The organism is Actinoallomurus sp. NPDC052308, from assembly GCF_040679195.1.
Taxonomy (GTDB): Bacteria; Actinomycetota; Actinomycetes; order Streptosporangiales; family Streptosporangiaceae; genus Actinoallomurus; species Actinoallomurus liliacearum.
In genome coordinates this window covers 1-23,085 of the sequence record NZ_JBFAUM010000051.1, presented here as the reverse complement: position 1 = coordinate 23,085, position 23,085 = coordinate 1, and the positions used below count along the sequence as shown (strand labels likewise).

Below are 23,085 nucleotides of genomic sequence, written 5' to 3'. Positions count from 1 at the left end.
GCCCCGCCTGGGCGGCGGCCGGCCCAGGACCAGGCCGGACCGGGTCCTGGCCGACAAGGCCTACACCTCCCGCGCCAACCGCGCTCACCTGCGCCAACGCGGGATCAAAGCCACCATCCCCAGCAAGGCCGACCAGGACGCAGCCCGGCGCCGCAAAGGGTCCAACGGTAGCCGGCCGCCCGCCTTCGACGCGGTCGCCTACCGGCAGCGTCACGCGGTCGAATGCGGAATCAACCGGCTCAAACGCAACCGCGCCATCGCGACCAGGTACGACAAGCTCGCCGTCCGCTACGAGGCCACCATCTACATCACCGCCATCAACGAATGGCTCCACTCACTTCGAGACAGGCCCTAGTAAGAGCAGAGACGTTGTTCGGCCCACACGATCTTGCCGCCATCCTCGCAGTGCACGGCCGCCCAGCGCGCGCTGAGCATCTCGATGATCCCCAGGCCCCGGCCGTCTAGATCAAGGTCGTTCGGCTGGCGCTTGGTCGGGAGAACTGGGTTGATGTCCCAGACCTCGGTGAAGAGGCTCGGACTCGTCCACTTGAGACGTAGGCGGATACGGCCGATCTCGGTGATCCCCATGGCCTGATGGAAGCCCGCGGTGGCCTTCAGTGCATTAGTGGCCAGTTCCGACACGATCGTTTCCGTGTCGTGGATCAGCTCAGTCGGGAGGTGCCAGTGCCGAGCCACCTCGGCAACCAGGCGACGGGCGAGGGGGACGGCGTTGGGTGCGGCAGCCAGGGTGACGGCCTGGTCCTGCTGCGTAGGGAAGAACGCCACGGTTGGCCTCATGCGATCACCACGCTCGGTAAAGTGTCGGATGCTCAGTGTGAACCTGCAATGAAGATCAATGCAACCTGTTGCATAGGATTCAGGTTGCATAGTTCTCAAGGAGGCCCCCATGCCTGCTCACCCGCGCCCCACTGTCCGGCTGCGTCGCCTGGCCGGAAGCCTGAGCCGGCTACGTACCGCTCGCGGCCTGAGCAGGGAGGACGTTACAGAAGCCACCGGTATCAACAAGGCCACGCTCTACCGGATCGAGAAGGCGAAAGTCCGTCCGCAAGCACGTACGCTCGCTGCCATGCTCACGCTGTACGAGGTCGAGCCCGAGGAGCAGCGAGCCCTCACCAAGCTCCTCAAGGACTCGTCGCAGTCCGGGTGGTGGCAGGCGTACACGGACGAGCTACCCGAGGAGTACAGCGCCTACATCGAGTTCGAGAACGAAGCTCGGAGTGTCTGGAACTACGAGAGCCTCTACATCCCCGGCCTACTCCAGACCGAGGACTACGCCCGCGCCGTCATCCCCGGCGGCATGCCATCGCTCAGCCGAGAAGAGGTCGACCGGCGAGTCCAAGTCAGGATGGAACGCCAAGCGATCCTCGATCGTGACCCCACGTTCCATCTCTGGGCGATCTGCGACGAAGCTGCGATCCACCGCACCGTCGGTGGCCCAACCGTCATGCGGGATCAGCTCTTGCACCTGGTCTCGGCCACGGAACGGCCGAACGTCACGCTCCAGGTCGTTCCGTTCGACACGGGCGCGCACCCTGGCATGCCAGGATCGTTCGTCGTGCTTCAGTTTCCCGGCGATCCGTCTGTTGTCTACATCGACAGCATGGCCGGTGACCTTTTCCTCGAAGAGGAAGCAGACGTACATCGCTACACTGGCCTCTACGAACACCTCAGAGCTGTCGCAATCAGCCCAGACGCCACCAGCAAGCTCCTACTTCGCGTGGCCGACGAGTATCAAGTGAGGGGAGGGACAAGCGATGAATGACTTGTCCCAGATCGATTGGCGCAAGAGCAGCCGGTCCAGTTCCAACGGCCAATGCGTTGAGGTCGGAGTAATCGAAGAAGCGGAGTAGGGTTTAGTGGCCGCGCGCTTACAGCGATGTGATCGGGAAGCCCGCTCTGCCAACCCTTAGCCCCGATACTCATCAGTCATCGGGCCTCGCGAACCGTCCCGATTTCAATGAAGACTCTCAGTTATGTCTATCACCTACAGTCTTCACAGTTGCCGTAATCGACTTGACGCATATCCAGACGACTAGCTAATCCCAAGGATCATGCGATGGTCGTCTAAGGACGCCACGCCTCCGCTCAACAAAAACTCATACACCAATCTCCGCGGACGCAGGCCGGAGTCATAGCCCGCGCTGGCGTGCCGCTCATAGCCCTAGATGCGCGGTCTGCTCGGCCTCCGGTGGCCGCTACAGCACAGCCTTGACCAGCTCACCCAGCGTCGAGCCTTCGCCGGTCAGCCGCAGCCCGCCCGTCTCATCACGGGATCGCGCTAACAGCTCGCCCAGCAGCCGGTCGTCGATCAGCTCGTGCAGCGGACGCTCCCCTCCCACCTCCACCACCGTAGACGATTGATCACCTACTGCAGTTGATATTGACTCTGTCACCCTCGATCGCGGTCATCCCTGCACGCCACCCAAAGTGACAGATGCTTACCGTCTGTCACAATCTTCTCCCAGTCCCCCGCCCACCTGGAGAGACACCCCCAGCAGCGTGATCCCCTAGTCTCTTGAGAGTGAGCAGCTGGATTCCCACGGAGAAGGGCAGTCATCTACGGGCACGGCGGGTGCGAGACACCGCGCCTGAAGTTGCTCTCCGGAAGGCAGTACATGCGTTGGGACTCAGATTTCGGCTGCATGTTCCGGTCCTTCGGAGGTGTACGCCGGACTTCATCCTTCCCCGTTGGCGGGTAGCGGTGTTCGTGGACGGTTGCTACTGGCATGGTTGTCCGCAACACTCGCCGAGCGAGTTCAAGGGGCCAAACGCGGAGCGTTGGCGGCAGAAGATCCAAACCAATCGAGCGCGGGACCGGCGGCAGGACGAGCAGTTGGCGGCCGCCGGCTGGCAGGTTATCCGAGTATGGGAATGTGAGATTAAGAAAGATGTCCGCAGTGCAGCAGACCGTGTGAGGTCGGCTGTGGAGACCCGGATGGGCTAGAAGAGGGTCTCACCGCCTTCGAGACCTTTCTTAGGGTACTTACACCATGTCACCAGTGGGCAGGTCGTGCACTTGGGTGTCTCTCCTACGACGCAGTGAGACGACGCGAGGAGGCGGAGAGCAGCCATCCGCGTCGGAGCGTTCTCTCCGCCGCCGATGATCCTTGCCAGTTCCACTCGTCCGTCGGTCAGCCTGTTCTTCTGGGCGGACTCGCTGTCGAAGACGCGGGACGTGATTCGAAGTACCGGTGCACTCGCGAGCATGACATCCTCACCCAAGAGGTGCCGAAAGACCGCACGCTCTGCTGGCTTGAAGCCCAGTTCCTGAGCGAGGACGTCAGGGTCTTCCCAGAGCTTCTGCTTCATCACCAGATCGAGGAGAGCCGCTAGCCGTACAGCGACCCGTTCGGAGCCAGAAGCGGCGGAGATCTGGTTGATGTCGCGGGTTAGAGGCTTCGCGCGGCCGCGTAGGGGCTCGAAGGCATAGCCCAGGTCACCGCCATCCAGCCGGTGGATGCCGATCAGCGCCACGACGGCGGCGACGGCCTGCTTGACGTCCGGGCCTGGGAAGAGGAACCACCTTCGGGTGCCGCGTTGTTCTTCGCCCCATTTCGTCAGGGCGGAGTGGAGGTCACGCCAGTGGTTTGGTTCCGGGGCCGTTCCTTCTGGAGCGGGCTTCAAGGTCATTGCGGCAGCTTCGCCGAGGCGCGGGGGAACCGCGTTGCCGATCTGACGGAAGGCGTCGCTTCTCGTGCCGGCGAAGCGGAAGCGGTCCGGGAAGGTCTGGATGCGGGCCGCCTCACGGACAGTGAGCGTCCGGTGCTGCTCGGGATGAATGTACCAGTAGCCATCCTTGGCGATATGGGCGGTGATCGAGCGGCTGAGCTCATCCCATGCCAGGCGCTTGTACTTGTCGTCGAACGTGTCGGCCTTGTAGCGGCGCAGGTTCTCCGGGATCGCTGAATAGAGAGTCTTGGAGTCCATTATCTTGAAGACCACGAGGTCGTCCGAGCGCACCGGTCTTGTCATGTGATCCCAGATGGTGTTTCGGTCCTCGACTCCCTCGCGCATGAGCTCCAAGAACCCGGACTTGTTCCCCGGCTCGCGGTAAGGCAGGCACCGGTCACCGACCGGATCGTCCTCGGGAAGCATGGGGAGGTCGCCGATGGCGTCTCGGAGGTGCACCCTCTCCGAGGCTTTGGGCCAGGTGAACTCGTGGGAATCCTTACGTGCAAGGATGATCAGACGCTTGCGGTGCTGTGGGACACCGTACTGCCAGGCGTCGACCAGACGCGCGTCAGTGTAGTAGCCGACCTCTTCGAGCGCGTCGGCGATGGTCCGTACCACCTGGAAGTCGTCGCCCAGCGCCATATCGGGGACGTTCTCCATGAGGACGGCACGCGGTGAGATCCTCAGGACGACGTCGAGGTAGGCCTTCCATAGTTCCTTGCGGTGATCCAAGGGATCGCGTTTGCCCGCGTCGACCAGACTTTTGATCTTGCTGCGACCCGCACGGCTGAACGGCTGGCATGGCGGGCCACCGGCGATCAAATCGATCTCTGTTCCGGAAAGGAGATCGACCAGCTTGTCTCGCTCGTCAGGATCACCCAGGTCGATCTTCTGGGCGAGGCCGGGGAAGTTCGCGCGGTGGGTCTCAAGGGCACGTACGTCGTTGTCGACGGACATGACGACCGTCCAGCCCGCCCGCTCCAGACCGAGACTGAGGCCTCCGGCCCCGGAGAACAGGTCGACCGCCAGCCGGGCACCACCGGCCAGCCGCTCGCCGCACCACTCGACGAAGGTCTCCTCGGTGCATGCCTGGGGATGCTCCTCGAGCCGGAGGGTATCGCTGCGATGTAGTTTCACACCGTAGAACGACACCCGTGCTCCCTTCTTCGCTGTCCCTCGACCGCCTCCAGGAGAACACAGACTCCCTGAGCCAAGCAAGATTCTCCCGCATCCTGGGGTGTGCTCGCGCCCGAACCCGCCAGCTGCACCCAGCCGCTAGTCGTCGTTTGGCATCTCAACGGCTATCAAAGCGCTCCGACAGTTTCCCGCGCGGACTATGGTGTACTCCCGACGAATGAGCCTCAAACTTCCCCGTAGTGAGACAAGAAGTCGGCGGCTTAGCGCGGAAAGGCGGCCGGAAAGACTGTGCCGGACAGATTCGACATCGCCGCCCCTGATCCCGCCGGGATGGTGGCGTCGCTGAGCTCGTTGGGCTACTCGCTAGAAGCCGCCGTCGCCGACTTGGTGGACAACAGCGTGTCGGCGAAGGCGACGAAGATCGATGTCGCCTTTACGTGGGACGGCGAGGGCTCGTGGGTCGCGGTGACCGACAATGGGACCGGCATGTCGCTTCCGGAGCTGATCACGGCGATGACTCCGGCCGCACGGGGGCTGGGTGCCGAGCGCACCGCCGAGGACCTCGGCAGGTTCGGTCTTGGCCTGAAGACCGCCTCGTTCTCCCAAGCGCGCCAGCTGAGCGTCAGCAGCCGGGCCGCCGGCGAAGAGTGGCACACACGCACCTGGGACTTGGACCTGGTTGAGGCGACGCGGCAGTGGCGGTTGCTGCACGACGCCGACGCTGAGACGACGAGGATTCTCGATCTTCTCCGGCGGGACCTAGACGGCGGCACCGTGGTGCTCTGGCGTCGCCTCAATGGATACGGAGCCGAGGAGACCGATGCCGATCAGACGACTCAGCAGCAATTCTACGACGACGCCAACCGTGTCGAGCGGCACTTGGGCATGGTGTTCGCCCGGTTTTTGAAGGACGTCGACCTTCGGGTACAGGGGCAGCCCGTTCCCGCCTGGGATCCGTTTATGACTGGCCATCCATCGCTTCAGCGGCTTCCTCCCGAGGATCTCGCCTTCGGTGGGAGTTCGGTCCGAGTCGAGGCCTACGTGCTGCCCAGTGCACAGAAGCTCTCCAAAGACGACTACAACGCGGCGGGCGGACCCCGCGGATGGCTCAGGCAGCAGGGCTTCTACGTCTACCGGCGGAGGCGGCTGATCCTGGTCGGCGACTGGCTGGGACTGCCGGGCATGCGGCAGGAGGAGAAGTTCAACCTCGCGCGGATCGCCATCGAGGTTCCGGCCGAGCTCGACGCCGAGTGGAGTGTCGACGTGCGCAAGTCCAAGGTGGTCCCGCCAGTCGGGCTCAGGCGGCATCTGAAACGCATAGCCCAGCGAGCCAGAGAACAGAGTGCGGACGTCATCAGACACCGCGGACAGATCGCAGCACGCAGGCACGGCTCGGTCTTCGTCTACCCGTGGCGGGTAGACCGGCCCGATGGTCGGATCAAGTGCCGCATCAACCGCGACCATCCGCTCGTCATGGAGGTGCTGAGGACTGACGCCGAGCGGAGGAAGGTCCTTAAGGCGCTGCTGACCCTGCTGGAGGAGACCGTCCCCGTCGAAGCCCTGCGCGTGATGCATGAAGCTGACGCCGCCGATGATCCGATCCCGTTTGGGGGTGATCCGAGTCAGCACGAGGAAGCCGTTGCTCGAGCTGTCCAGGCTGCCCTGATCAACCAGGGTCGGAGCCCGGCGGAGGCCAAAGCGATGATCAGGGACATGGATCCGTTCAGCAGGCTCCGGGGCTTCTGGAGCGAGTGACCGTTGTCAGTCGGAACGCCTAGCCTCGTGCTGACCCGCCCCAGGCCAGTCAGGAGTGAACGCATGAGTCTCAACGAGGAATCCATCACCAGAGCGATCCGCGTCGTCCGCGCGCTCCTCCCTGTAGACCGTCATGCGACTCCCGAGGAAGTGGAAGCCGCGGTCAACAGCGTCCAGCAGATGTTCCCCGACATCGGACCCGGCATTCTGCTCCGGAAGGTGCAGGAGCTCGTTTCCGTCTTCCAGGAGGAAGGTAAGGGGATCTCCGACCAAGACCGCCACACGCCCTGGCTGCCCGATGCCAAGGCCACCCGGCCATGGGATTTTTGGGAGCGCTACCGCGACTATCTCGTGAACGTGGAGAACCTCCCACCTAAGGTAGTCCGCGTGCTAGATCGCTCGACTGACGAGATCTTGGGCGAGTTCGAAGACCCACAGTCGAAAGGCGGCTGGCAGCGCGCAGGACTGGTGATCGGACAGGTGCAGTCCGGCAAGACCGGCAACTACACCGGTCTGGCGTGCAAGGCCGCGGACGCCGGATTCCAGCTGATCATCATTCTCGCCGGCATCCACAATGACCTGCGGAGCCAGACCCAACTGCGCATCGACCACGGCCTGCTCGGATTCGACACCCAGTACCAGAACCGCTACGACGAAGACGCCTCGCGGTACATCGGCGCCGGAGCCATGTCCCACACAAAGCGGCTCGGCATCGGTTCGGTCACTGACAGCACCGAGAAGGGTGACTTCACCAAGACCAAGGCTCGGCAGCTGAACTTCCCGCTTGGCCACTTCCCGGTCGTCCTAGTGATCAAGAAGCATCGGAGCATCCTCAGGAATGTCCGTGACTGGCTGACGGACGTCCATGGCACCATGGACGAGGCACAGGGCAGAAAGATCGTCCGAAACCTCCCCGCCCTCCTGATCGACGACGAGGCCGACCACGCGGGCATCGACGTCTCGAAGGACACCGAGACCGATCCGTCGAAGGTCAACGGGGAGATCCGGAAGCTGCTGCACATCTTCGAGAAGGCCGGCTACGTCGGCTACACCGCCACTCCGTACGCGAACATCATGATCGATCCTGACACCGATCACCCGGAGTTCGGCCCGGACCTTTTCCCAGGCAGCTTCATCCGTGTTCTTCCCGCACCGTCGAACTACTTCGGTCCCGAACGTGTCTTCGGCCTGACGCTTGACGATCCTGACGAGGACGACGTCGAACCGCTGCCCGTCACCCGTCCGGTCGACGACTACCAGACCTGGATGCCGAACAAGCACAGGTCCAGCTGGCCGGTCCCGGACGAGCTCCCCGACTCCCTCCGTGAGGCGGTCAACGCATTCGTACTCACCTGCGCCGCCCGTCGCGCCCGCGGCCAAGAGACCGCGCACAACTCGATGCTGGTCCACGTCACCCGGTTCACCGCGGTTCAGGGCCAGGTTCGGGAGATCATCGAGGATCACATCAGGCTTCTCGCCGACAGCATCCGCGACCGCTACAGCGTCGCCTCAGCTGAGCGGCTGACCGAACTCCGTAACCTGTGGAACAACGACTTCATGCCCACGACCAAGGCGTTCCCCGCGGAGCGGGTTAAGGACGTCTCGTGGTCCGAGGTCGCCGAGCACCTGATACCTGCCGTACAGAAGATCCAGGTGCGGGCGATCAACGGCGCGGCGAAGGACGCCCTGGAGTACTACGAGAACCGCAAGAACGGGCTTTCGGTCATCGCGGTCGGCGGCGAGAAGCTCTCCCGCGGTCTGACCCTGGAAGGCCTGAGCGTGAGCTACTACCTGCGGACCACGCAGGCGTACGACACCCTGCTGCAGATGGGCCGATGGTTCGGGTACCGCCCGGGCTACGAGGACCTGTGCAGGCTCTACACCACCGACCAGCTCAAGAACGCCTACATCGAGATCACCCAGGCCACCGACGAACTCCGCCGGGAGATCGAGGAGATGGCGGCTCTGCGGGCTAAGCCCATCGAGTTCGGCCTGAAGGTCAAGACCTCCTCGCTCGGCCTCACGATCACCAACCGGCCCAAGATGGGGTCGGGCACCCTGGTGCGCATCAGCTACTCGGGCGATCACCCCGAGACCGTCATGTTCGACCTTAAGAACCAAAAGCCCGAGAAAAACTTCACCAACCTCGAGTCATTCCTGTCGAGGCTGGACAAAGCGACCGCGGCGTCGGTCGACTCCGACAGCCTCGTGTGGACGGGGGTTTCGCCCGAGGAAATCATGGGCTTCCTAGACGGCTACCAGTCGGATAGCCTCGCACACCGGGTACGCGCGACCTACATCTCGGCATACATCGACAGGTGCAGCGCCGCGGGAGAGCTCGGCAGCTGGACGGTACGCCTGGTCGGCAAGTCGAACGCCGGTAGGACTGCCACGATTGCTGGCCACGAGGTGGGGCTCATCAAACGCTCGCCTGTTGAAGGGACGAATCCGCTCAACGACGGCCGCTATCGGATCCGCCGCGTGATGAACCCGCCGGACGAGGCCACCGACCTCACCCTCACCCAGCGGAAGGAAGCGCTGAGGAACCAGCGCATCGACGCCAAGGGCAAGCTCGACAAAAAAGGCAACCCGGTTAAAGAGCCCAAGGTCCCTCTCGATCTTTTCGTGCGGAAGGTTCGCACACCGGATCAGGGGCTACTGCTGATCTACCCGATCGAGCAGACGTACGAAGGCGCTGAGCCCAAGGCGGTTCCTCTAGTCGGCTATGCCTTCAGCTTCCCGTTCTCCGACCGGCACAAGAAGATCGAGTACGTCGTCAACGCTACCTGGCTGAAGGAACAGTTCCTCGCGGCCGACGACCAAGAGGACAAGGTCGACGATTGAGGATCACCGAAACCGACTGGCAGGATCTTGAGACTCCCCAGGGCACGCCCGGCCGATCCATGCGCCGCATCCATCCCGAGTCACCGCACGATCTGCACATAGCAGTCACCTACCCGCAGCGACAGCGGATGCTCGTGCTGGACACCGACGAGCGCGGCTACGAACGGGCCGTCATCGCCTTCGGTCGCCTTCCCCGCACGCAGGGCTTGGAACTCGCCTTCTCCCGGCTAAGCCGGCAGCACTATGAGCTGAGGATCGCCCTCACGTCCGACAGTCTCAAGACCGTCTTCACCACCCTGGTGGTCGACATCGCTCGGGCCATCAGCCAGGCGCCGGACGGCGCAAGCGCCGTGACCACGGCGATCAACCAGTTCGAACGATGGCAGACCCTGCTTCAATCCGTCGGCGAGGACGGCCTCAACCTCGCGGCCCGCAGGGGACTGTACGGAGAACTGCTCATCCTGCGCGACTACGTGATCCCCGAGCTGGGGCCAGCGAGCGGTGTCATGTCATGGACGGGCCCCTCGGGAACCAACCAGGATTTCCAGCTCCCTTCCTGCGCCATCGAGGTGAAGGCCACAACCGCCCGCGCCTCCTCCGAGCTCACGATTGCGAACGAACGCCAGCTTGACGGCACAGGCGTCGCGTACCTCGTCCTAGCCCTCGTGATCCTCGACGAACGCCGCGGCGGCCTGGGCACGAGCCTCAACGCCATGGTCGAGAGCGCCCGCCAAACGCTGCCCCAAGCAGCGCAGGCGGATCTTGATGAACATCTAGCGAAAGTTGGATACTTCTCCCAGCACGCTGCTAACTACGAAGAACCTCGCTACACCCTGCGAGAGATCAGATTCTGGTCGGTGCACGACGATTTTCCCCGCATCACCGAGCCCGAGCTCCGGTCCGGCGTCAGCAATTGCAACTACCGAATCCAGACCACCGGGCTCGACGCCTACGTCTTGGCCTTGGACGACGTCAGAAACATAATCAGAGGAAGTCATGGCTGAGATCTCGCTCGAGGAGTTCGCCCGTTCCCTTGTCGCCAACGTCCTCGCCAGCGCGGAGGCCGAGGGGACCACAACGCCCGAGATGTTCGCCCAACTGATGCTGGAGGACCTCGAGGTAGCCGGCGAAATCGAGAACTACTTCCTCGCCTATCACAAGGCCCACGGCTTGGAGATCCACGGTTTCGGCGTCAACAGCGCCCTCAGCAGCATCGACCTGTTCGTCGTCGAGTTCCGCCAGTCCCCACTACTGGAAAAACTCCACAAAGCCCCGGCAGAAGCCGCTTTCAAACGTCCCCTCCAGTTCCTCCGCAAGGTAGCCGAGATTAAAAACGCCGTGGACGAGGGCGTGGACATCCACGACCTGTGTGTCGGCGTCGAAAAGGCCCTGCTCGACGCCTCACGCGTCAGGGTCTTCCTGCTGACCAACTGCCTAAGCACGGCTCCGCCACCCCCTCCCGACGTCTTCAACGGCCTGGAGACCACGTTCGAGATCTGGGACCTCGCTCGGTTCCACCGCATGGCCAGTTCCGGCGCCCAGAGCGAACCGATCGTGGCCGAGTTCGAGCAGCCCTTGCCGTGTCTCGCAGTACCCCGCACGGGCGACTACTCCGTCATTCTTGGTGTGCTCCCCGGTCAGGTCATCGCCGATCTCTACCGGGACCACGGAACCCGCCTGCTGGAGCTTAACGTCCGCTCGTTCCTCCAGACGCGAGTGAAGGTCAACAGCGGTATCAGGAAGACCCTCCTCGAGACACCTGAATGGTTCCTGGCGTACAACAACGGCATCACCGCGACCGCCTCGGAGGTCGACTTCGTCCGGAACGACAACGGCCAGCAGGGGATCCGGCGCATCCACGGCCTCCAGATCGTCAACGGCGGCCAGACCACCGCCTCGATCTACTACGCGCACACCCGGGACAAGGCCGACCTCTCCCAGGTCCACATACAGATGAAGCTGACCCTTCTCAAGGAGTCACAGATCGCCGAGGTTGTCCCCGAGATCTCGAAATACTCCAACAGCCAGAACGCCGTTACCCTCGTCGACTTCAGCTCCAACAACCCGTTCCACGTGAACGTAGAGCGTATAACCCGTACCCTCTGGGCCCCTGCAGTTGACGGCAGCGGCGTCGAGACCCGCTGGTTCTACGAACGTGCACGCGGCCAGTACGCCGACGCCGAAGCGAAGGCTCGGACCCCTGCAGCCAAGAAGAAATTCAAGGCTCTCCATCCCACGAAGCAAAAATTTACTAAGGCGGATCTCGCCAAGTACATGCACTGCTGGGACATGCTCCCACACTGGGCCAGCCGCGGCTCTCAGAAGAACTTCGCCGAATTTATGATCCGATTGGAGGAGGCCACTGCAAAGGAGAACGCGCCTCAAGTCGATGTCCCGTTCTGCCATCGCCTTATCGCCAAAGCGATCCTCTTCAAGTCGATCGACCAGATGGCCCGCCGTAATGGAGCCGGAAGCTTCAAGGCCCCCGTCACGATCTACACGATGTCGTACCTGGCCAAAGCAACCAACCAACGTCTCGACCTCGAGCGCATTTGGCGCGACCAGCGTCTCTCCCCCGCGACCGCCGCCGCCATCGACAGCTTGATCGACTACGTCATGCCGGTCATCGTCAACCCAAAATCTGGCAACCACGCCGGCGAATGGGCCAAGAAAGAAGCCTGTTGGTCCGCCGTCTGCGATATCCGCTGGAAACTCCCCGCCGAACTGGAATCCGAACTCCTCCCCTCCCCGATCACCGACCCCGTCGGCTCCACCTCTGAGCCCGGCCCCGAAATCACACTGCACCCCGACGTTACCGAGGTTTCCTCAATCCCTCCTGAAGAGTGGTTCGCCATCCAACGCTGGGCCAAGGAAACTCAGACCCTGGAACCCGACCAGCGGCAACGCCTCGCCCAAGTCGGCCGACGACTCCAGGCCAGCGAACCCATCCGAGCCGCCGTTGCGACCGATGTTCTGAAACTACGCCAAAAGGCCTACGCAGTCGGTTTCAGAATATAAGTACGACTCACACCCCTTCCTCAGGGCGCCTCGTGTTCGTTCTCGGGATCTTCGGCGAGACGGATCTGCGGTGCGTTCGGCGATTCTCGGACGATGGCCTCGGCCAAGGCGATCGTGTGTGCAACGGATGGCGCTTCGATCACGAGGAAGTCTGGCCGGCTGAGGTCGATGTTGAATCCGCAGCCTGTCTGCTCGAGCAGGGATTGTAGCCACTGCGCACCGGCCTGTGTGATGGCGACGAAGACGACCGGTGAGGGCGACCAAGAGCGTTCGTGGTGGGCGCGGCAGCTCGCGACCGGCAGGAAGCCCAGACTGCTCAGCACGTAGCTGAGACCGGCGACGCCAAACTCCAGGCCGTAGAAGGGGGGTTCTACGCTACCTCTGGTGGGATCAACGATAAGGTCCCACAGGGGTGTGTTCCTGAGACGATCAGGTTGGTGTTCGGGCAGGTCCGGGTTCTCTACGCTTGAGATGGTCTCCTCGAATTCCTCGAGCGTGCTGCTGTACTTATCCACCAGCGGCAGAAGCTCACGCTCTTCGGCCACCAGATCTGCCGCTTCGTCGGTGGTCATGTCCATCAGGACCCAGGCGTCATGAAAGTAGCCGAACCCGTCGCCGGCTTCCGCGACCTGGTTGTATTCGGTCTCGGAGGGCATCCAGAAAGACGCCTCCTCGGGGATCTGCGCCGAGACCGCGATGGGATAGGACGGGATCATAAACGCCCTCCGGTCGTTCGCACGGTGATTCTCGATGCCTACTCTCGCAGGTTCGTCACACGCGGATCTCCGGATCGGTCCGATAAGTTCGCCAGTGGTCAGCGAACCATCGGCGGTGTTTGTCGGTTACCGGCGCCTGGAGCTTGGCGCCGTGCAACCGCCCGTACTCCGGATAGGTGCGGATGGCCGGTGAGACATCGATGGTTCCGGTCTCGGGATGCACCGCCAGCTGCCCGAGATCGAACAACCGGTGGATGTCACGCCGAAGAAGCAGGCCTCCATGTACGTGGTGCTGCCCGTGGGTGGCATAGCTGTACAGGTGCGCGGCCTCCAAAACGAAGGCAGGAGCCGGCCCGGTGAACGCGCAGGAGGACCCGTGGGCGGTGAGCAGGCTGTGGCGGAACTGCGCTTGACCAAGCCGAACTCTGACCGTCGCCCGTTTGTGCCCGCCGACCAGCCGCTTCTGTGTGGTCTCAAGAAGCGGCTCAGGAAAGCTTCCCAACTCGGACACTACCGCGGCTGTGAAGGCCGCCCAGTTCAGGGGCCGCAGACTCAGCTGTGACTTGGGACTGACAGCCAGCTTCCTCAGCTCGACACCCGACAGACAGCCGGACAGGTCCACCCACGTGGCGTCGTGTCGCGAACGGTAGGTGACGACCTGTTTCTCGTGCGAGTCAGGCTTCTCGAACGTCCGCTTGCACTTATAGCACTTGTACCTGGGAGATTTGTTCTCCCGGGGCTTGATCCCAGACAGGTGACAGTGAGCGCACCTGTGGACCAGCTTGGTGGCGGTACCAGTGAGGATGTCCTCGATCACTGACACCCCAAGCAGCGTTACCTTGTCCCACACGACGATGACGTCCCCCACCGCCACCGTCGAGGAATTCGGCACAGTGTCATCCCAGCTGTAGTAGCAACTGGGATCGTCGTCATACCCGTCATTGCCACCATGCTGCCGCTTGCCCGAGACAGCCAGAGCAAGCCAGGCAACCCGATCAGTCATGAACATTCCACGAGAAACCAGACACAGCACCACGATATCGGATTTCTCCTCATTGGACCTTTTTCAATATGCGCTGGTCTCGCGGTTCTGTAGGACGTGGATGGCCTTGGCGAGGTGGCCGGCCCGGTGGGGGCAGCAGCGGAGCTTGGTCAAGATCTTCCATGTATTGAGCTGCGCGTTCGCTCGCTCGCCCGGCCCGCGGAGGCGGGCGTGGGAGCGGTTGGCGGCCTTCTGGGACTCGGGCTTGTTCCGGCCCTTGTACGGAGTCTTGATGTGGCGGCCTGCGCCGAGGTAGCCCTGTCGGCCAGGACCAGCAGGCCGGCGTCCGTCAGGGAGCGGACGAGGCCCCAGATCCGTGCGGCCTTCAGGTCGTGCACCGAGCCGGGCAAGGCCCCCGACACCCACACGATCGTGCCGTCCAGTGTGGCGATGATCTGGAGATTCATTCCGTGTTTCTTGTGCTTGCCCGAGTAGAACCGACCGTCGGCCGCAACGCGGTCGATCGGGATCAGCGTCCCATCCAGCACCACGTACAGCAGTCCGTCCTTCTTCGCCGTGCGCAGCGCCTTGGCGAGCTTGGGCGAGCGGGCCGCCAGCAGCGTCACCGCCTCGTTCACGTACCGCCAGGCGGTCGTGGTGCCGACCGTGAAACCGGCTCCGAGCCGGGCGAAGGTCTCTGCGTTCTTCAGGTACGCCAGCGTCATCAGCGCTTGTTGCCCAGGCGTGAGCGCGCGGCCCTTGCTGCCGATCTGCTTGCGATGGCGGCGTAGCACCCCGGTCAGATACTCCAGGGTCGAACGCGACAACGGCAGCGAAGAACGATAGAAAAGCAACTGAAGCCTCTGGCTGGGGCGGAGGTTGTGAGAGATCAACCGTCCTACCAGGGGCTTCTTCACGTCCGGAGGCCGCCACACCGTCCGCGATCATGCTGTGATCAGCGACCCCCCGCGTGCCGCTGGAAAAGGCTCACTGCGTCGCCCAGTACAAAGCTACAGCTGGGACTCAATATGCGACGACCTCTGTCGATTGTCACGCCCGCTGCATACGATGCCCCCGTCGCCACATGATGGTTAGTGCATGTGACTTGTCAGGTGCGCTCGCCGGTCTGCCTCGGCGAATGGATTTTCGTTTCGAGAGAGGTGCCATGAGCGAGCGAGACATTCTCGTCGAAGCCCTTGTAGCAGAGGTCCTGGGGCCTCGGCGTGGCCCGACAGAATCCATGCCAGCGGAGGAGGATCCTCTCGACGAGTACATCGTGGGCGTCTTGGCGCCGGCCATGGCCGCTTCGGTGGAGGACGACGCGGAGCAGGAGCTCGTTGGGGATGTGGACCCACATGCTGACGACGACTCCGATCTCGGGTCGGCCGTTCCGATCAGCCCGACAACCCCTGCGGGGCTCCCCTCCCTCACACTGGACCCGATGTCCCGTCCGGCGTCGATGGGTATCTCCCTGTGCGTTAGGGCCGTTTCCACTCCAGTCCTGGACATTTGCTGCACCTGGGCGCGCTACCAGAAGACCGAGGACGGTAGCTGGTTGCGCAAGCCGCACCGAGGGTTGTGGCGCCAGATCGCCTGCGCGCAAGAGCCGACGCTCGCCGACTCCTCGGACCCGGCGGTCCGGTTGAAGGTCCGCAGCCGCTTGGACTCGATGGGCAATTGGCTGATCTCTCTGTTCCTCGTCAACGAAACACAGTCGCTTTCAGATCGTCCGACCGCTGAAGAACACGTGTACCAGCCCCAGATCCGAGTTCGGCTACGTGACGGCAGCGAGATCGTTCCCGTCGAACAGGATCGGCCTTCCGAAGACCCGGAAGAGCAAGGTCTTGCGCTCCTCTACAAGGATCGGCCGGTCCTTGCCCGGGGTCACCTGTGTTCAGCGGTTTGGAAGGCGATCGATCCAGAACGACCTCACCCAGCCGGCCTGAAGGGCTTTGCTGCGCCCTTCGTCTGGTCAGATGGTCATCATCTTTTCGACGTGGACACCGTTGCCGAGTTCGAACCCGCCGATGTCCGATCCGAGTTCGTGCCCGTGGTCCCAGTGAACGCGCCGGGCAAGGCCTGGCCATTGGGTGCAGGCAAGGAGCCCGAACTGGACCCGTCCAACCTGGCTGAGCTTGCTGACGGAGCCGCGCTGAGGATTGCTCTGGCTCCGCTTGCCGACGGCTACGAGCGCTGGATCAACAGAATCGAAGAAGAGGCTGGCTATCCGGCGAATGGTTCCGCCGAGCACCGGCACATTTCCGGATGCCGTCTGACGCTCGGGCGGATCCGGGACGGCATCGACCTTCTGGCAACTGACACCGACGCTCGTATGGCCTTCTGCTTCTCCAACAGAGCCATCGCGCTGCAGTCCACCTGGACGAAAGGCCGGGTGAACCCTTGGTGGCCGTTCCAGTTGGCGTTCCAGCTGGTGAACCTGCGTGCCATGACGGATCCAGCCCACCCTGACCGAGAGGTCTGCGACCTGCTCTGGTTCCCCACCGGTGGCGGGAAGACCGAAGCGTACCTCGGCCTTGCGGCCTTCACGCTGGCCCGGCGACGCCTAGCGGCAGCACGTGAGAACCGTACCGACGGCGGAGCAGGGGTCACCGTGCTCTCTAGGTACACCCTGCGCCTGCTCACGATCCAGCAGTACCGGCGCGCTTTGGCCCTGGTGACGGCCTGCGAGTTCCTACGCGTCGCTGGCCCTCGTGGACGGCGGGGTTGGAGGCCCGAGAGTTGGAAGAATGGTGGCGACCTACCCTGGGGGACCCACAGGTTCTCGATCGGTCTCTGGGTCGGCGGCAACGTTACTCCCAACAACCTGCAGGACTTCAAGTATCGGGACAGCTCCGGCAGGTTCGTCGACGTCTATGGAGCGATCTCCATCCTCGATGGCAAGAAGGGTGAAGGCGAACCCGCACAGGTATTGAACTGCCCTGCTTGTCAGGCCATTCTCGCTATGCCCGCCGATGGGCTCCGCAACGGAGACACAGACGTCCTCCATCTGGTGGTCGGTGATGCAGACCCGACATTGAGCGATGTAACCGCCATACAGCTCTCAAGGGAGCCGCTGGAGGTGACCTCGGTTACCGTGACGCCGCACGCGGATCCCACCTACGCCACCGTCTCCGTGGCTCTCAAGGCTTCCGAGGACATGACAGCCGATCAGATCGACAAGTGGTTCGTCGAACATGCGCGGCGACAACTCGGCGGCGCCTACCTCGCTCCCACGCTGGGGCGGGCGACCCGACCCGGCTACTTCGTCCGCTCCGCAGCATGGGGGAACTCCGAGAAGGACCTCGACTTCGAGATCTTGTGCCCGAACCCACACTGCGAACTCAACACCGATCTCGTCTGGTCCGAGACGACCCAGATCGGCGACTGGCCCGTACACGAGGCCTTCGACCGTGGTGACGGATCTTCGACCCACTGCCCGATCCCAGCCTGGACTGTCGATGAGCAGGTCTACGCCAGATGCCCGTCCATGGTGGTGTCCACTGTGGACAAGTTCGCCCGCCTTGCCTACGAACCCCGAGCTGGCGCACTCTTCGGGAATGTGGACCGCCTCAATGAACACCTTGGCTACTTCCGGTCCTGGGCTCCGCCGACCGGTCCGGGGTCTCTTCCGACCAAGCCGCGGATGGATCCCGCCAAGGGCACCACCGTCGCCGTGCAGGCGTTCCTTCCGCCTGAGCTGATCCTTCAGGACGAGCTTCATCTGATCGAGGGTCCGCTTGGGAGCATGGTCGGGCTCTACGAGACGGGAATCGACCTGCTCGCCACGACGCACACCACCGGCTCCATGGTGAGGCCGAAGTACATAGCATCGACCGCCACCGTGCGACAGGCCGGCGAACAGGTGCAGTCATTGTTCGCCCGTTCCCTTCAGGTGTTTCCACCGCAGGGACTACGCGCCGAACAGTCCTTCTTCTCCTGGTCCCAGCCAGCGCATCCGCTGGACACACAGGGGCCTGGGCGGTTGTATGTTGGCCTTGTCGCGCCAGGGCGCGGCGCCCAAACGCCGCTGGTCCGGGCATGGTCCCGGCTGCTCCAAGAGCCGTACGATCGGCGCGCCGCAGGTGCCGATCCTGCTGACCTTGACCCGTTCTGGACCCTCGTCGGCTACTTCAACGCGATCCGCGAGCTTGCCGGCGCGGTAGCCCTGGTGCGCCAAGACATTGTTCAGCGCCTCGACAGCATCGCGACCACCGGCGCAGCGGGTCGACCACGTGAGCTGACACAGCACGACCCGATGGAGCTTTCGAGCCGGGCCGATTCGCTTTTCCTGCCCACGATGTTGGACGACCTAGGAGCTAGCCTCCCCTCTGATCGTGAGCCGGTTAATGCGGTGACCGCGACCTCGATGTTCGGGACCGGCGTGGACGTGGACCGGCTCGGCCTCATGTTCGTCAACGGGCAGCCGAAGACGACGTCGTCGTACATCCAGGCGACCGGACGTGTCGGCCGTTCCAAGGGTGGTCTGATCGTGGCGTTCTACAGAGCATCACGACCTCGCGACCTCAGTCACTATGAGTACTTTGCTGGTTATCACAGCACTCTCTACCGCCACGTCGAGCCCGTAACCGTCAACCCGTTCGCGCCAAGAGCGCGAGACCGAGGACTCGGACCAGTAGCCGTCAGTATCCTCCGTCAAGCCGCCCACCTCCCCGGACCTAACGGCCCCGTTCCAGTAGATGACCGTTGGCGAGTCCAGCAACGTCTCACCAACAGCGCTTGGCAGTGCCGAGCAGACGAGATGAGCATCGCTCGCACCGATCCAGACGTCGAACTGCTCCCGGAACTGCTGGAGCAGAGAGCATCCCATCAGCCTGTGATGCGTCGGCCAGCGCACAACGAAACCGCGGCCCACACCATCTCGGAGCTGGACCGATGGCAGCAACTCGCAGCCCAGTCTCAAGGCCGACTTCTCTACAACGAACCAACAGTCACCCGTACCGCCTCACGGCCCGTCGTCTTGGGCGACCTCGCACATCACGTCGCCGGCACCGGGCAGGCCTACGACAACGCTCCCAACTCGCTCCGCGAGGTGGAGTCCACGACCTCGATCCAAGGGAGAGGCTGAACGTGGCCAAGTCCTACCAGGAGATACGCCCCTCCCAGTTCATCACCACCTTCGGACCGGGCAGCATCGTGGAGACGCCCGGCGGCCCGGTCGTTCTCAAGGCGATGGACACACTCTTCACCGCGATCGACAGACAACCCGCCGAATTCGAGATCATTGACGAGCGGCTGTCCAAGGGGAAGCTGGGAGACGCCCGCATCACCCGCATCCCGACGAACGCTGAACTCAGACTCCCGACCGACGAGCCCATCTACCCGACGTACATGTTCCCCGAATGGGGACTCTGCGCGCAGCACCGCGGACACCAGGTTCTCTACCAGGCCAGTGAGGGCTGCCCAGAGTGCATGACGCCAACCGTATGGCAGCGGCGCGAGAAAGCCGGGCGGGAGGCTATCCGTTTCGTGACGGCATGCGAGGCTGGCCACCTCGACGAGGTGCCTTGGGCCAAGCTGGCGCATCCGGACAGGAAGCCGTGCGGAACCCGTCACTATCTCTGGCATGGCGGGGGCCGGGCACTTCGGCTGGTCCGAATCGAATGCCCGAAGTGCAGGATTCCGGTGAACTTCGGGCAGGCCTACGGTCGCGAGTGGAAGTGCTGGGCTAGACAGCCGGAACTTGGTGGGGCCCCGGACAGCAGCGCTCTCCAATGCCAGAACCCAGCCCGTATCGTGCAGCGCGGCTCGGCCAATCTCCGCATGAGCGAGCTCGAGACCGCGCTGACCATCCTGGACATGCCCGCCCGGCTCCACGATATCCTCGCGGGCCGAAGCCTGCTGGGACGCCTTGAGACGCTGTCCGACGAGGACCTGCTCGACCATAAACGGGTCGTATCTGCAGCCAAAAAGGCGAAGCTATCCGACGACAGCATCGCCTATCTGGAACAGACGTCTTGGCGGGCAATCGAACACGCAATTGGGCAGCTCCTCGGTCCAGATCGGGAAGGCCCGAGCTCGCTTCAGGACGCCGAGCTGGAACATTTGAGGAACGCTGCAACCTACGGCGCTCCGGCGAGCCCACAAGCCCAATGGCTTGGATCTCCACCACTGTTCGAAGTCAAACAGGCCGACGTTCGGACCGTTCCTGGTCCCGTCGGCAATCTGACGTTCCGGGTAGTTCCGATCAGCCGGCTTCGCATGGTCATGGTCCAGACCGGATACCGACGCTTGGCCCCTGACACAGGGAAGGTCGTCTCAACTGCATTCGAACGTAACGGCGGCTCCTGGTACCCCGGTGTCGAACTGTACGGCGAGGGCATCTTCATCGACCTGGTAGACATCCCGCTTGCACTCACCGGAAGCCGCGCCACCGTTTGGAAGGCGCGGTATGAGGCCGCGCTCTCGGCCGACTTGGTGCTGCATCCGACGCATGTCTGGTGGCACAGCCTCTCGCATCGTCTGCTCTGGGCACTCTCGGTAGACTCCGGCTACTCATCGGCAGCGATCCGAGAACGGGTCTACGTCCGGGTCGAAGACGGCGAGGTCACCGCCAGCGGACTTCTGCTCTACACGGTTCAACCCGGCGGCGACGGCACCCTGGGCGGGATGATCTCCTTGGTCAACCGCTTCGGTCGAGTGCTCGAACGTGCCCTCCAGGACGTGGCCACCTGTTCCAACGATCCGCTGTGCGAGGAGGCGTCAACGGGAGGTGCTGAGGGCGCAGCCTGCTACTCGTGCCTTTTCGCCTCGGAGACCTCCTGTGAGCACCGGAACCACGGCCTCGACCGGCTGCTGATCACAGACAACCTTCCCTGAGTCGCCGAGACGCATCAGTCCTTCGCCCAGTAGCGCGCGTACTTCTTGTACGCCAGTTCACCGTGGAACTTGATGTTGTCCTGAACATCGATCACCTGGCAGAGCTTCGTTCCTCCGAACTCCGGTCCACGCATTCCTCGTCCGATCATCTGTTCGTACAGCACCCGGCTGGTGGTCGGTCGGCCGACAACCAGGGCTCGGACCTTGGGCGCGTCGAAACCGGTAGTGAGGACTCCGAAGTTGCAGAGAACGGAGAGTCTTTCCGCTCGGAACTCTTCGATGAGAGCGCGTCGCGTAGCGCTGCGCGTCTGTCCTGTGATCACTTCCGCGGCCCTGCCCTTGCGCCTGAGCAACACGGACATCGCGATTGCATGTTCTACCGTGCAGCCGAAAAAGAGCGTCGGCCAGTCCTCCGGAATTTCCATCAACCTCTCGAACAGGGCACGGTTCCTGGTCTCATCCTCGGCTACCTCGCGGAGGAAGTCTGTATGGAAGTCGTTGAACCGGTCGAAGTGCTCGACGAACGTCTTACTTCGCTCCATGTCGAACACGGGCGCCCCGTACTCCAGTACCTCATGTTCGGCTGCAGCAAGAACCCGGCGAGCCCGGAGGGCGCCCACCATGTCCTCGCCCAGCGAATCCGATTCAAGGAGTCGGTTGTGGAAGATCCTGCCGAGTCTGCGGGTCTCTTCGTTATCGCTCCGGAAGGGCGTGGCGGTGAGACCCAGCAGTGGCACTGGGGACTTCCCGGACGTGGACAGGTCAACCCCAATGAACTTCAGGACCTTGTGATAGCTGGGTGCATTGATTCGATGGGCCTCGTCCACGACGACGACACCGATGCCCGCGCTGAGAGCTGTAAGAGCTTCTCGTTTCCTCTGATCTTCGGTGTCCACCGCGTTGAACAGCTTTTGGACGCTGGCTACCACGATGTCCGGGTCCTCGGGAACCGCTGGGCGCGGCCCCCAGAAGCGCGCGATCTCGAGTGTTTCTCGCACACGCTCACGCCGTTGCCCAAGGTCCGTCCACACCTCGGCGAATGCTTGGACCGCCTGCTCGCAGAGCTCTTCGCTCTGTGCGATCCAGAGGATCACCGGCCGTTCAAGCTGACGCAACCGCCATGAGAGCAGGCTCTCCACAGCCGTCCGGGTCTTGCCAGCACCGGTCGGCATCGTCAGGACACCCCTATTCGCTCCTGGCGGGCCATCTAGGACAGCCTGCGCCTTTCGCTTTAGATCCTCCTGAAAATCAGCAAGGGGCGGCAACGGCACGAAGGGCGCCACCTCCAACGTTGCTGGCTCTGCCGGCGAGCCAGGGATACCTGCGAAGACAGTTGGGAAATCGAGCACCTTTACAAAGAAGCGGGGCCAGCTCTTACCCGGAGACCATTTTCGACTGCCGATGGCGCTGGCCTGAGCCTGTTTGCCGCCCCTACTCTGCTTGCCGTGCTCGTACTCGTGGAGCCGTTCCCGCTCATCCTCGGTGGCGCGGAAGGCCAAGAGCCTCCTCAGCTCCGGGCTTTCAAGAAGGCCGGAACCCAAACGGTCGACGAGCAACTTGGCGAGCTGATCGTCAGGAAGCCGGACACGGGGACGTCCACGTCCGCGGTGATTCTCTGTGGCAACCACGATCTGCTCGACGGACTTCCGTCGCTTGGGATCTAGACTGTCCAAGATCGTCCGGAAGTCCGCCGCATGCAGACGTCGGTTGAGGATCGCAACTGCCGTCGCCCGGTCCTCATCGCTCAGTTCGCCGAACATCACCGCACCCGTCCCATCCGCCCCACCCAAAGCCTCGACAGCCACAGACGCAAAGAAGACGCATAGAGACGCTCACACGTTGTCATCCAGGCCAGGTCATCCTGCATGGGCCGGTTCTCGTTGATGCCGAAGACGGTTCCTCTGGGCAGCCGCGGCGTGCACCAGACCAACGGTGCCGCAGTTCCACTGCGCGGATGGCACTCCCACCGAACAGCGACCTACTTGGCCTGGCACCCAGCGTCAGCCAGGCCTAAGACGTCGTTTTATTTGGCGAGTCGGCGGTAGCAGATGAGGGCGGCAGCGATGCCGACGAACGCCAGGAAGTGGTCGGCTTTGCGTTCGT

General features: G+C 63.1%; 16 protein-coding genes and 1 pseudogene. 10 read left to right on the top strand and 7 right to left on the bottom strand.

The window, feature by feature from the left end:
- The coding region (locus AB0L00_RS44760) for a transposase (protein ID WP_364444176.1) at window positions 1-355 on the top strand (355 nt) is incomplete at its 5' end.
- Here AB0L00_RS44760 and AB0L00_RS44755 read toward each other — a convergent pair.
- Window positions 352-786 (bottom strand): ATP-binding protein, encoded by a 435-nt coding sequence (locus AB0L00_RS44755; protein WP_364444174.1) that lies wholly within the window; start codon window positions 784-786, stop codon window positions 352-354. The genes AB0L00_RS44760 and AB0L00_RS44755 overlap by 4 nt on opposite strands.
- A 121-nt stretch (window positions 787-907) precedes the next feature.
- Between AB0L00_RS44755 and AB0L00_RS44750 the strand changes: the two genes are divergently transcribed.
- Both AB0L00_RS44750 and AB0L00_RS44745 read left to right on the top strand, forming a co-directional pair.
- Window positions 908-1,783 carry a helix-turn-helix transcriptional regulator gene (locus AB0L00_RS44750; protein ID WP_364444172.1) on the top strand — a complete coding sequence of 292 codons (876 nt, stop codon included), beginning with the start codon at window positions 908-910 and terminating at the stop codon, window positions 1,781-1,783.
- Window positions 1,776-1,871 carry a DUF397 domain-containing protein gene (locus AB0L00_RS44745; protein ID WP_364444169.1) on the top strand — a complete coding sequence of 32 codons (96 nt, stop codon included), beginning with the start codon at window positions 1,776-1,778 and terminating at the stop codon, window positions 1,869-1,871. Before AB0L00_RS44750 ends, AB0L00_RS44745 begins: the two co-directional genes overlap by 8 nt.
- Before the next feature lie 345 nt (window positions 1,872-2,216).
- On the opposite strand, the gene AB0L00_RS44740 is transcribed toward AB0L00_RS44745, so the two are convergent.
- Complete coding sequence (locus AB0L00_RS44740) at window positions 2,217-2,360, bottom strand: hypothetical protein (RefSeq protein ID WP_364444167.1); 144 nt, start codon at window positions 2,358-2,360, stop codon at window positions 2,217-2,219.
- Between the two features lie 182 nt (window positions 2,361-2,542).
- On the opposite strand from AB0L00_RS44740, the gene AB0L00_RS44735 reads away from it, so the two are divergent.
- On the top strand, window positions 2,543-2,965 hold the full coding sequence (locus AB0L00_RS44735) for a very short patch repair endonuclease (protein ID WP_364444164.1): 423 nt from the start codon (window positions 2,543-2,545) through the stop codon (window positions 2,963-2,965).
- Here the strand turns inward: AB0L00_RS44735 and AB0L00_RS44730 are convergent.
- Window positions 2,962-4,845 carry a DNA cytosine methyltransferase gene (locus AB0L00_RS44730; RefSeq protein WP_364444162.1) on the bottom strand — a complete coding sequence of 628 codons (1,884 nt, stop codon included), beginning with the start codon at window positions 4,843-4,845 and terminating at the stop codon, window positions 2,962-2,964. The genes AB0L00_RS44735 and AB0L00_RS44730 overlap by 4 nt on opposite strands.
- Before the next feature lie 273 nt (window positions 4,846-5,118).
- Between AB0L00_RS44730 and AB0L00_RS44725 the strand changes: the two genes are divergently transcribed.
- From AB0L00_RS44725 to AB0L00_RS44710, 4 genes are all read left to right on the top strand, one after another.
- Window positions 5,119-6,585, top strand: coding sequence for an ATP-binding protein (locus AB0L00_RS44725; RefSeq protein ID WP_364444159.1), 1,467 nt, complete (start codon window positions 5,119-5,121; stop codon window positions 6,583-6,585).
- 63 nt (window positions 6,586-6,648) lie between these two features.
- On the top strand, window positions 6,649-9,429 hold the full coding sequence (locus AB0L00_RS44720; protein WP_364444156.1) for a Z1 domain-containing protein: 2,781 nt from the start codon (window positions 6,649-6,651) through the stop codon (window positions 9,427-9,429).
- A complete protein-coding gene (locus AB0L00_RS44715; RefSeq protein ID WP_364444154.1) occupies window positions 9,426-10,433 on the top strand; it encodes a PD-(D/E)XK motif protein in 1,008 nt (335 codons plus the stop codon). Before AB0L00_RS44720 ends, AB0L00_RS44715 begins: the two co-directional genes overlap by 4 nt.
- A complete protein-coding gene (locus AB0L00_RS44710; protein WP_364444152.1) occupies window positions 10,426-12,447 on the top strand; it encodes an AIPR family protein in 2,022 nt (673 codons plus the stop codon). Before AB0L00_RS44715 ends, AB0L00_RS44710 begins: the two co-directional genes overlap by 8 nt.
- A gap of 20 nt (window positions 12,448-12,467) precedes the next feature.
- Here the strand turns inward: AB0L00_RS44710 and AB0L00_RS44705 are convergent, their stop codons facing one another.
- From AB0L00_RS44705 to AB0L00_RS44695, 3 genes and pseudogenes are all read right to left on the bottom strand, one after another.
- Window positions 12,468-13,163, bottom strand: a complete 696-nt coding sequence (locus tag AB0L00_RS44705) for a hypothetical protein (protein ID WP_364444149.1) — start codon at window positions 13,161-13,163, stop codon at window positions 12,468-12,470.
- Between the two features lie 55 nt (window positions 13,164-13,218).
- Complete coding sequence (locus AB0L00_RS44700) at window positions 13,219-14,199, bottom strand: HNH endonuclease signature motif containing protein (RefSeq protein ID WP_364444147.1); 981 nt, start codon at window positions 14,197-14,199, stop codon at window positions 13,219-13,221.
- A gap of 30 nt (window positions 14,200-14,229) precedes the next feature.
- A pseudogene (locus tag AB0L00_RS44695) lies at window positions 14,230-14,999 on the bottom strand (transposase family protein).
- Window positions 15,000-15,310: 311 nt separating this feature from the next.
- Between AB0L00_RS44695 and drmA the strand changes: the two are divergent.
- A complete protein-coding gene (gene drmA / locus AB0L00_RS44690) occupies window positions 15,311-19,231 on the top strand; it encodes a DISARM system helicase DrmA (protein ID WP_364444145.1) in 3,921 nt (1,306 codons plus the stop codon).
- 2 nt (window positions 19,232-19,233) lie between these two features.
- A complete protein-coding gene (locus AB0L00_RS44685) occupies window positions 19,234-20,982 on the top strand; it encodes a DUF1998 domain-containing protein (RefSeq protein ID WP_364444142.1) in 1,749 nt (582 codons plus the stop codon).
- Window positions 20,983-20,996: 14 nt separating this feature from the next.
- Here the strand turns inward: AB0L00_RS44685 and AB0L00_RS44680 are convergent, their stop codons facing one another.
- Entirely contained in the window at window positions 20,997-22,742 is a 1,746-nt protein-coding gene (locus AB0L00_RS44680; RefSeq protein WP_364444140.1) for a DEAD/DEAH box helicase, read from the bottom strand.
- Between the last annotated feature and the right edge of the window lie 343 nt (window positions 22,743-23,085).

What these genes read in the sequence shown, in the direction of transcription:
- AB0L00_RS44750 (WP_364444172.1), top strand. Translation starts at nt 908, where the DNA reads ATGCCTGCTCACCCGCGCCCCACTGTCCGGCTGCGTCGCCTGGCCGGA.
- AB0L00_RS44745 (WP_364444169.1), top strand. Translation starts at nt 1,776, where the DNA reads ATGAATGACTTGTCCCAGATCGATTGGCGCAAGAGCAGCCGGTCCAGT.
- AB0L00_RS44720 (WP_364444156.1), top strand. Translation starts at nt 6,649, where the DNA reads ATGAGTCTCAACGAGGAATCCATCACCAGAGCGATCCGCGTCGTCCGC.
- AB0L00_RS44710 (WP_364444152.1), top strand. Translation starts at nt 10,426, where the DNA reads ATGGCTGAGATCTCGCTCGAGGAGTTCGCCCGTTCCCTTGTCGCCAAC.
- AB0L00_RS44705 (WP_364444149.1), bottom strand. Translation starts at nt 13,163, where the DNA reads ATGATCCCGTCCTATCCCATCGCGGTCTCGGCGCAGATCCCCGAGGAG.
- drmA (WP_364444145.1), top strand. Translation starts at nt 15,311, where the DNA reads ATGAGCGAGCGAGACATTCTCGTCGAAGCCCTTGTAGCAGAGGTCCTG.
- AB0L00_RS44680 (WP_364444140.1), bottom strand. Translation starts at nt 22,742, where the DNA reads ATGTTCGGCGAACTGAGCGATGAGGACCGGGCGACGGCAGTTGCGATC.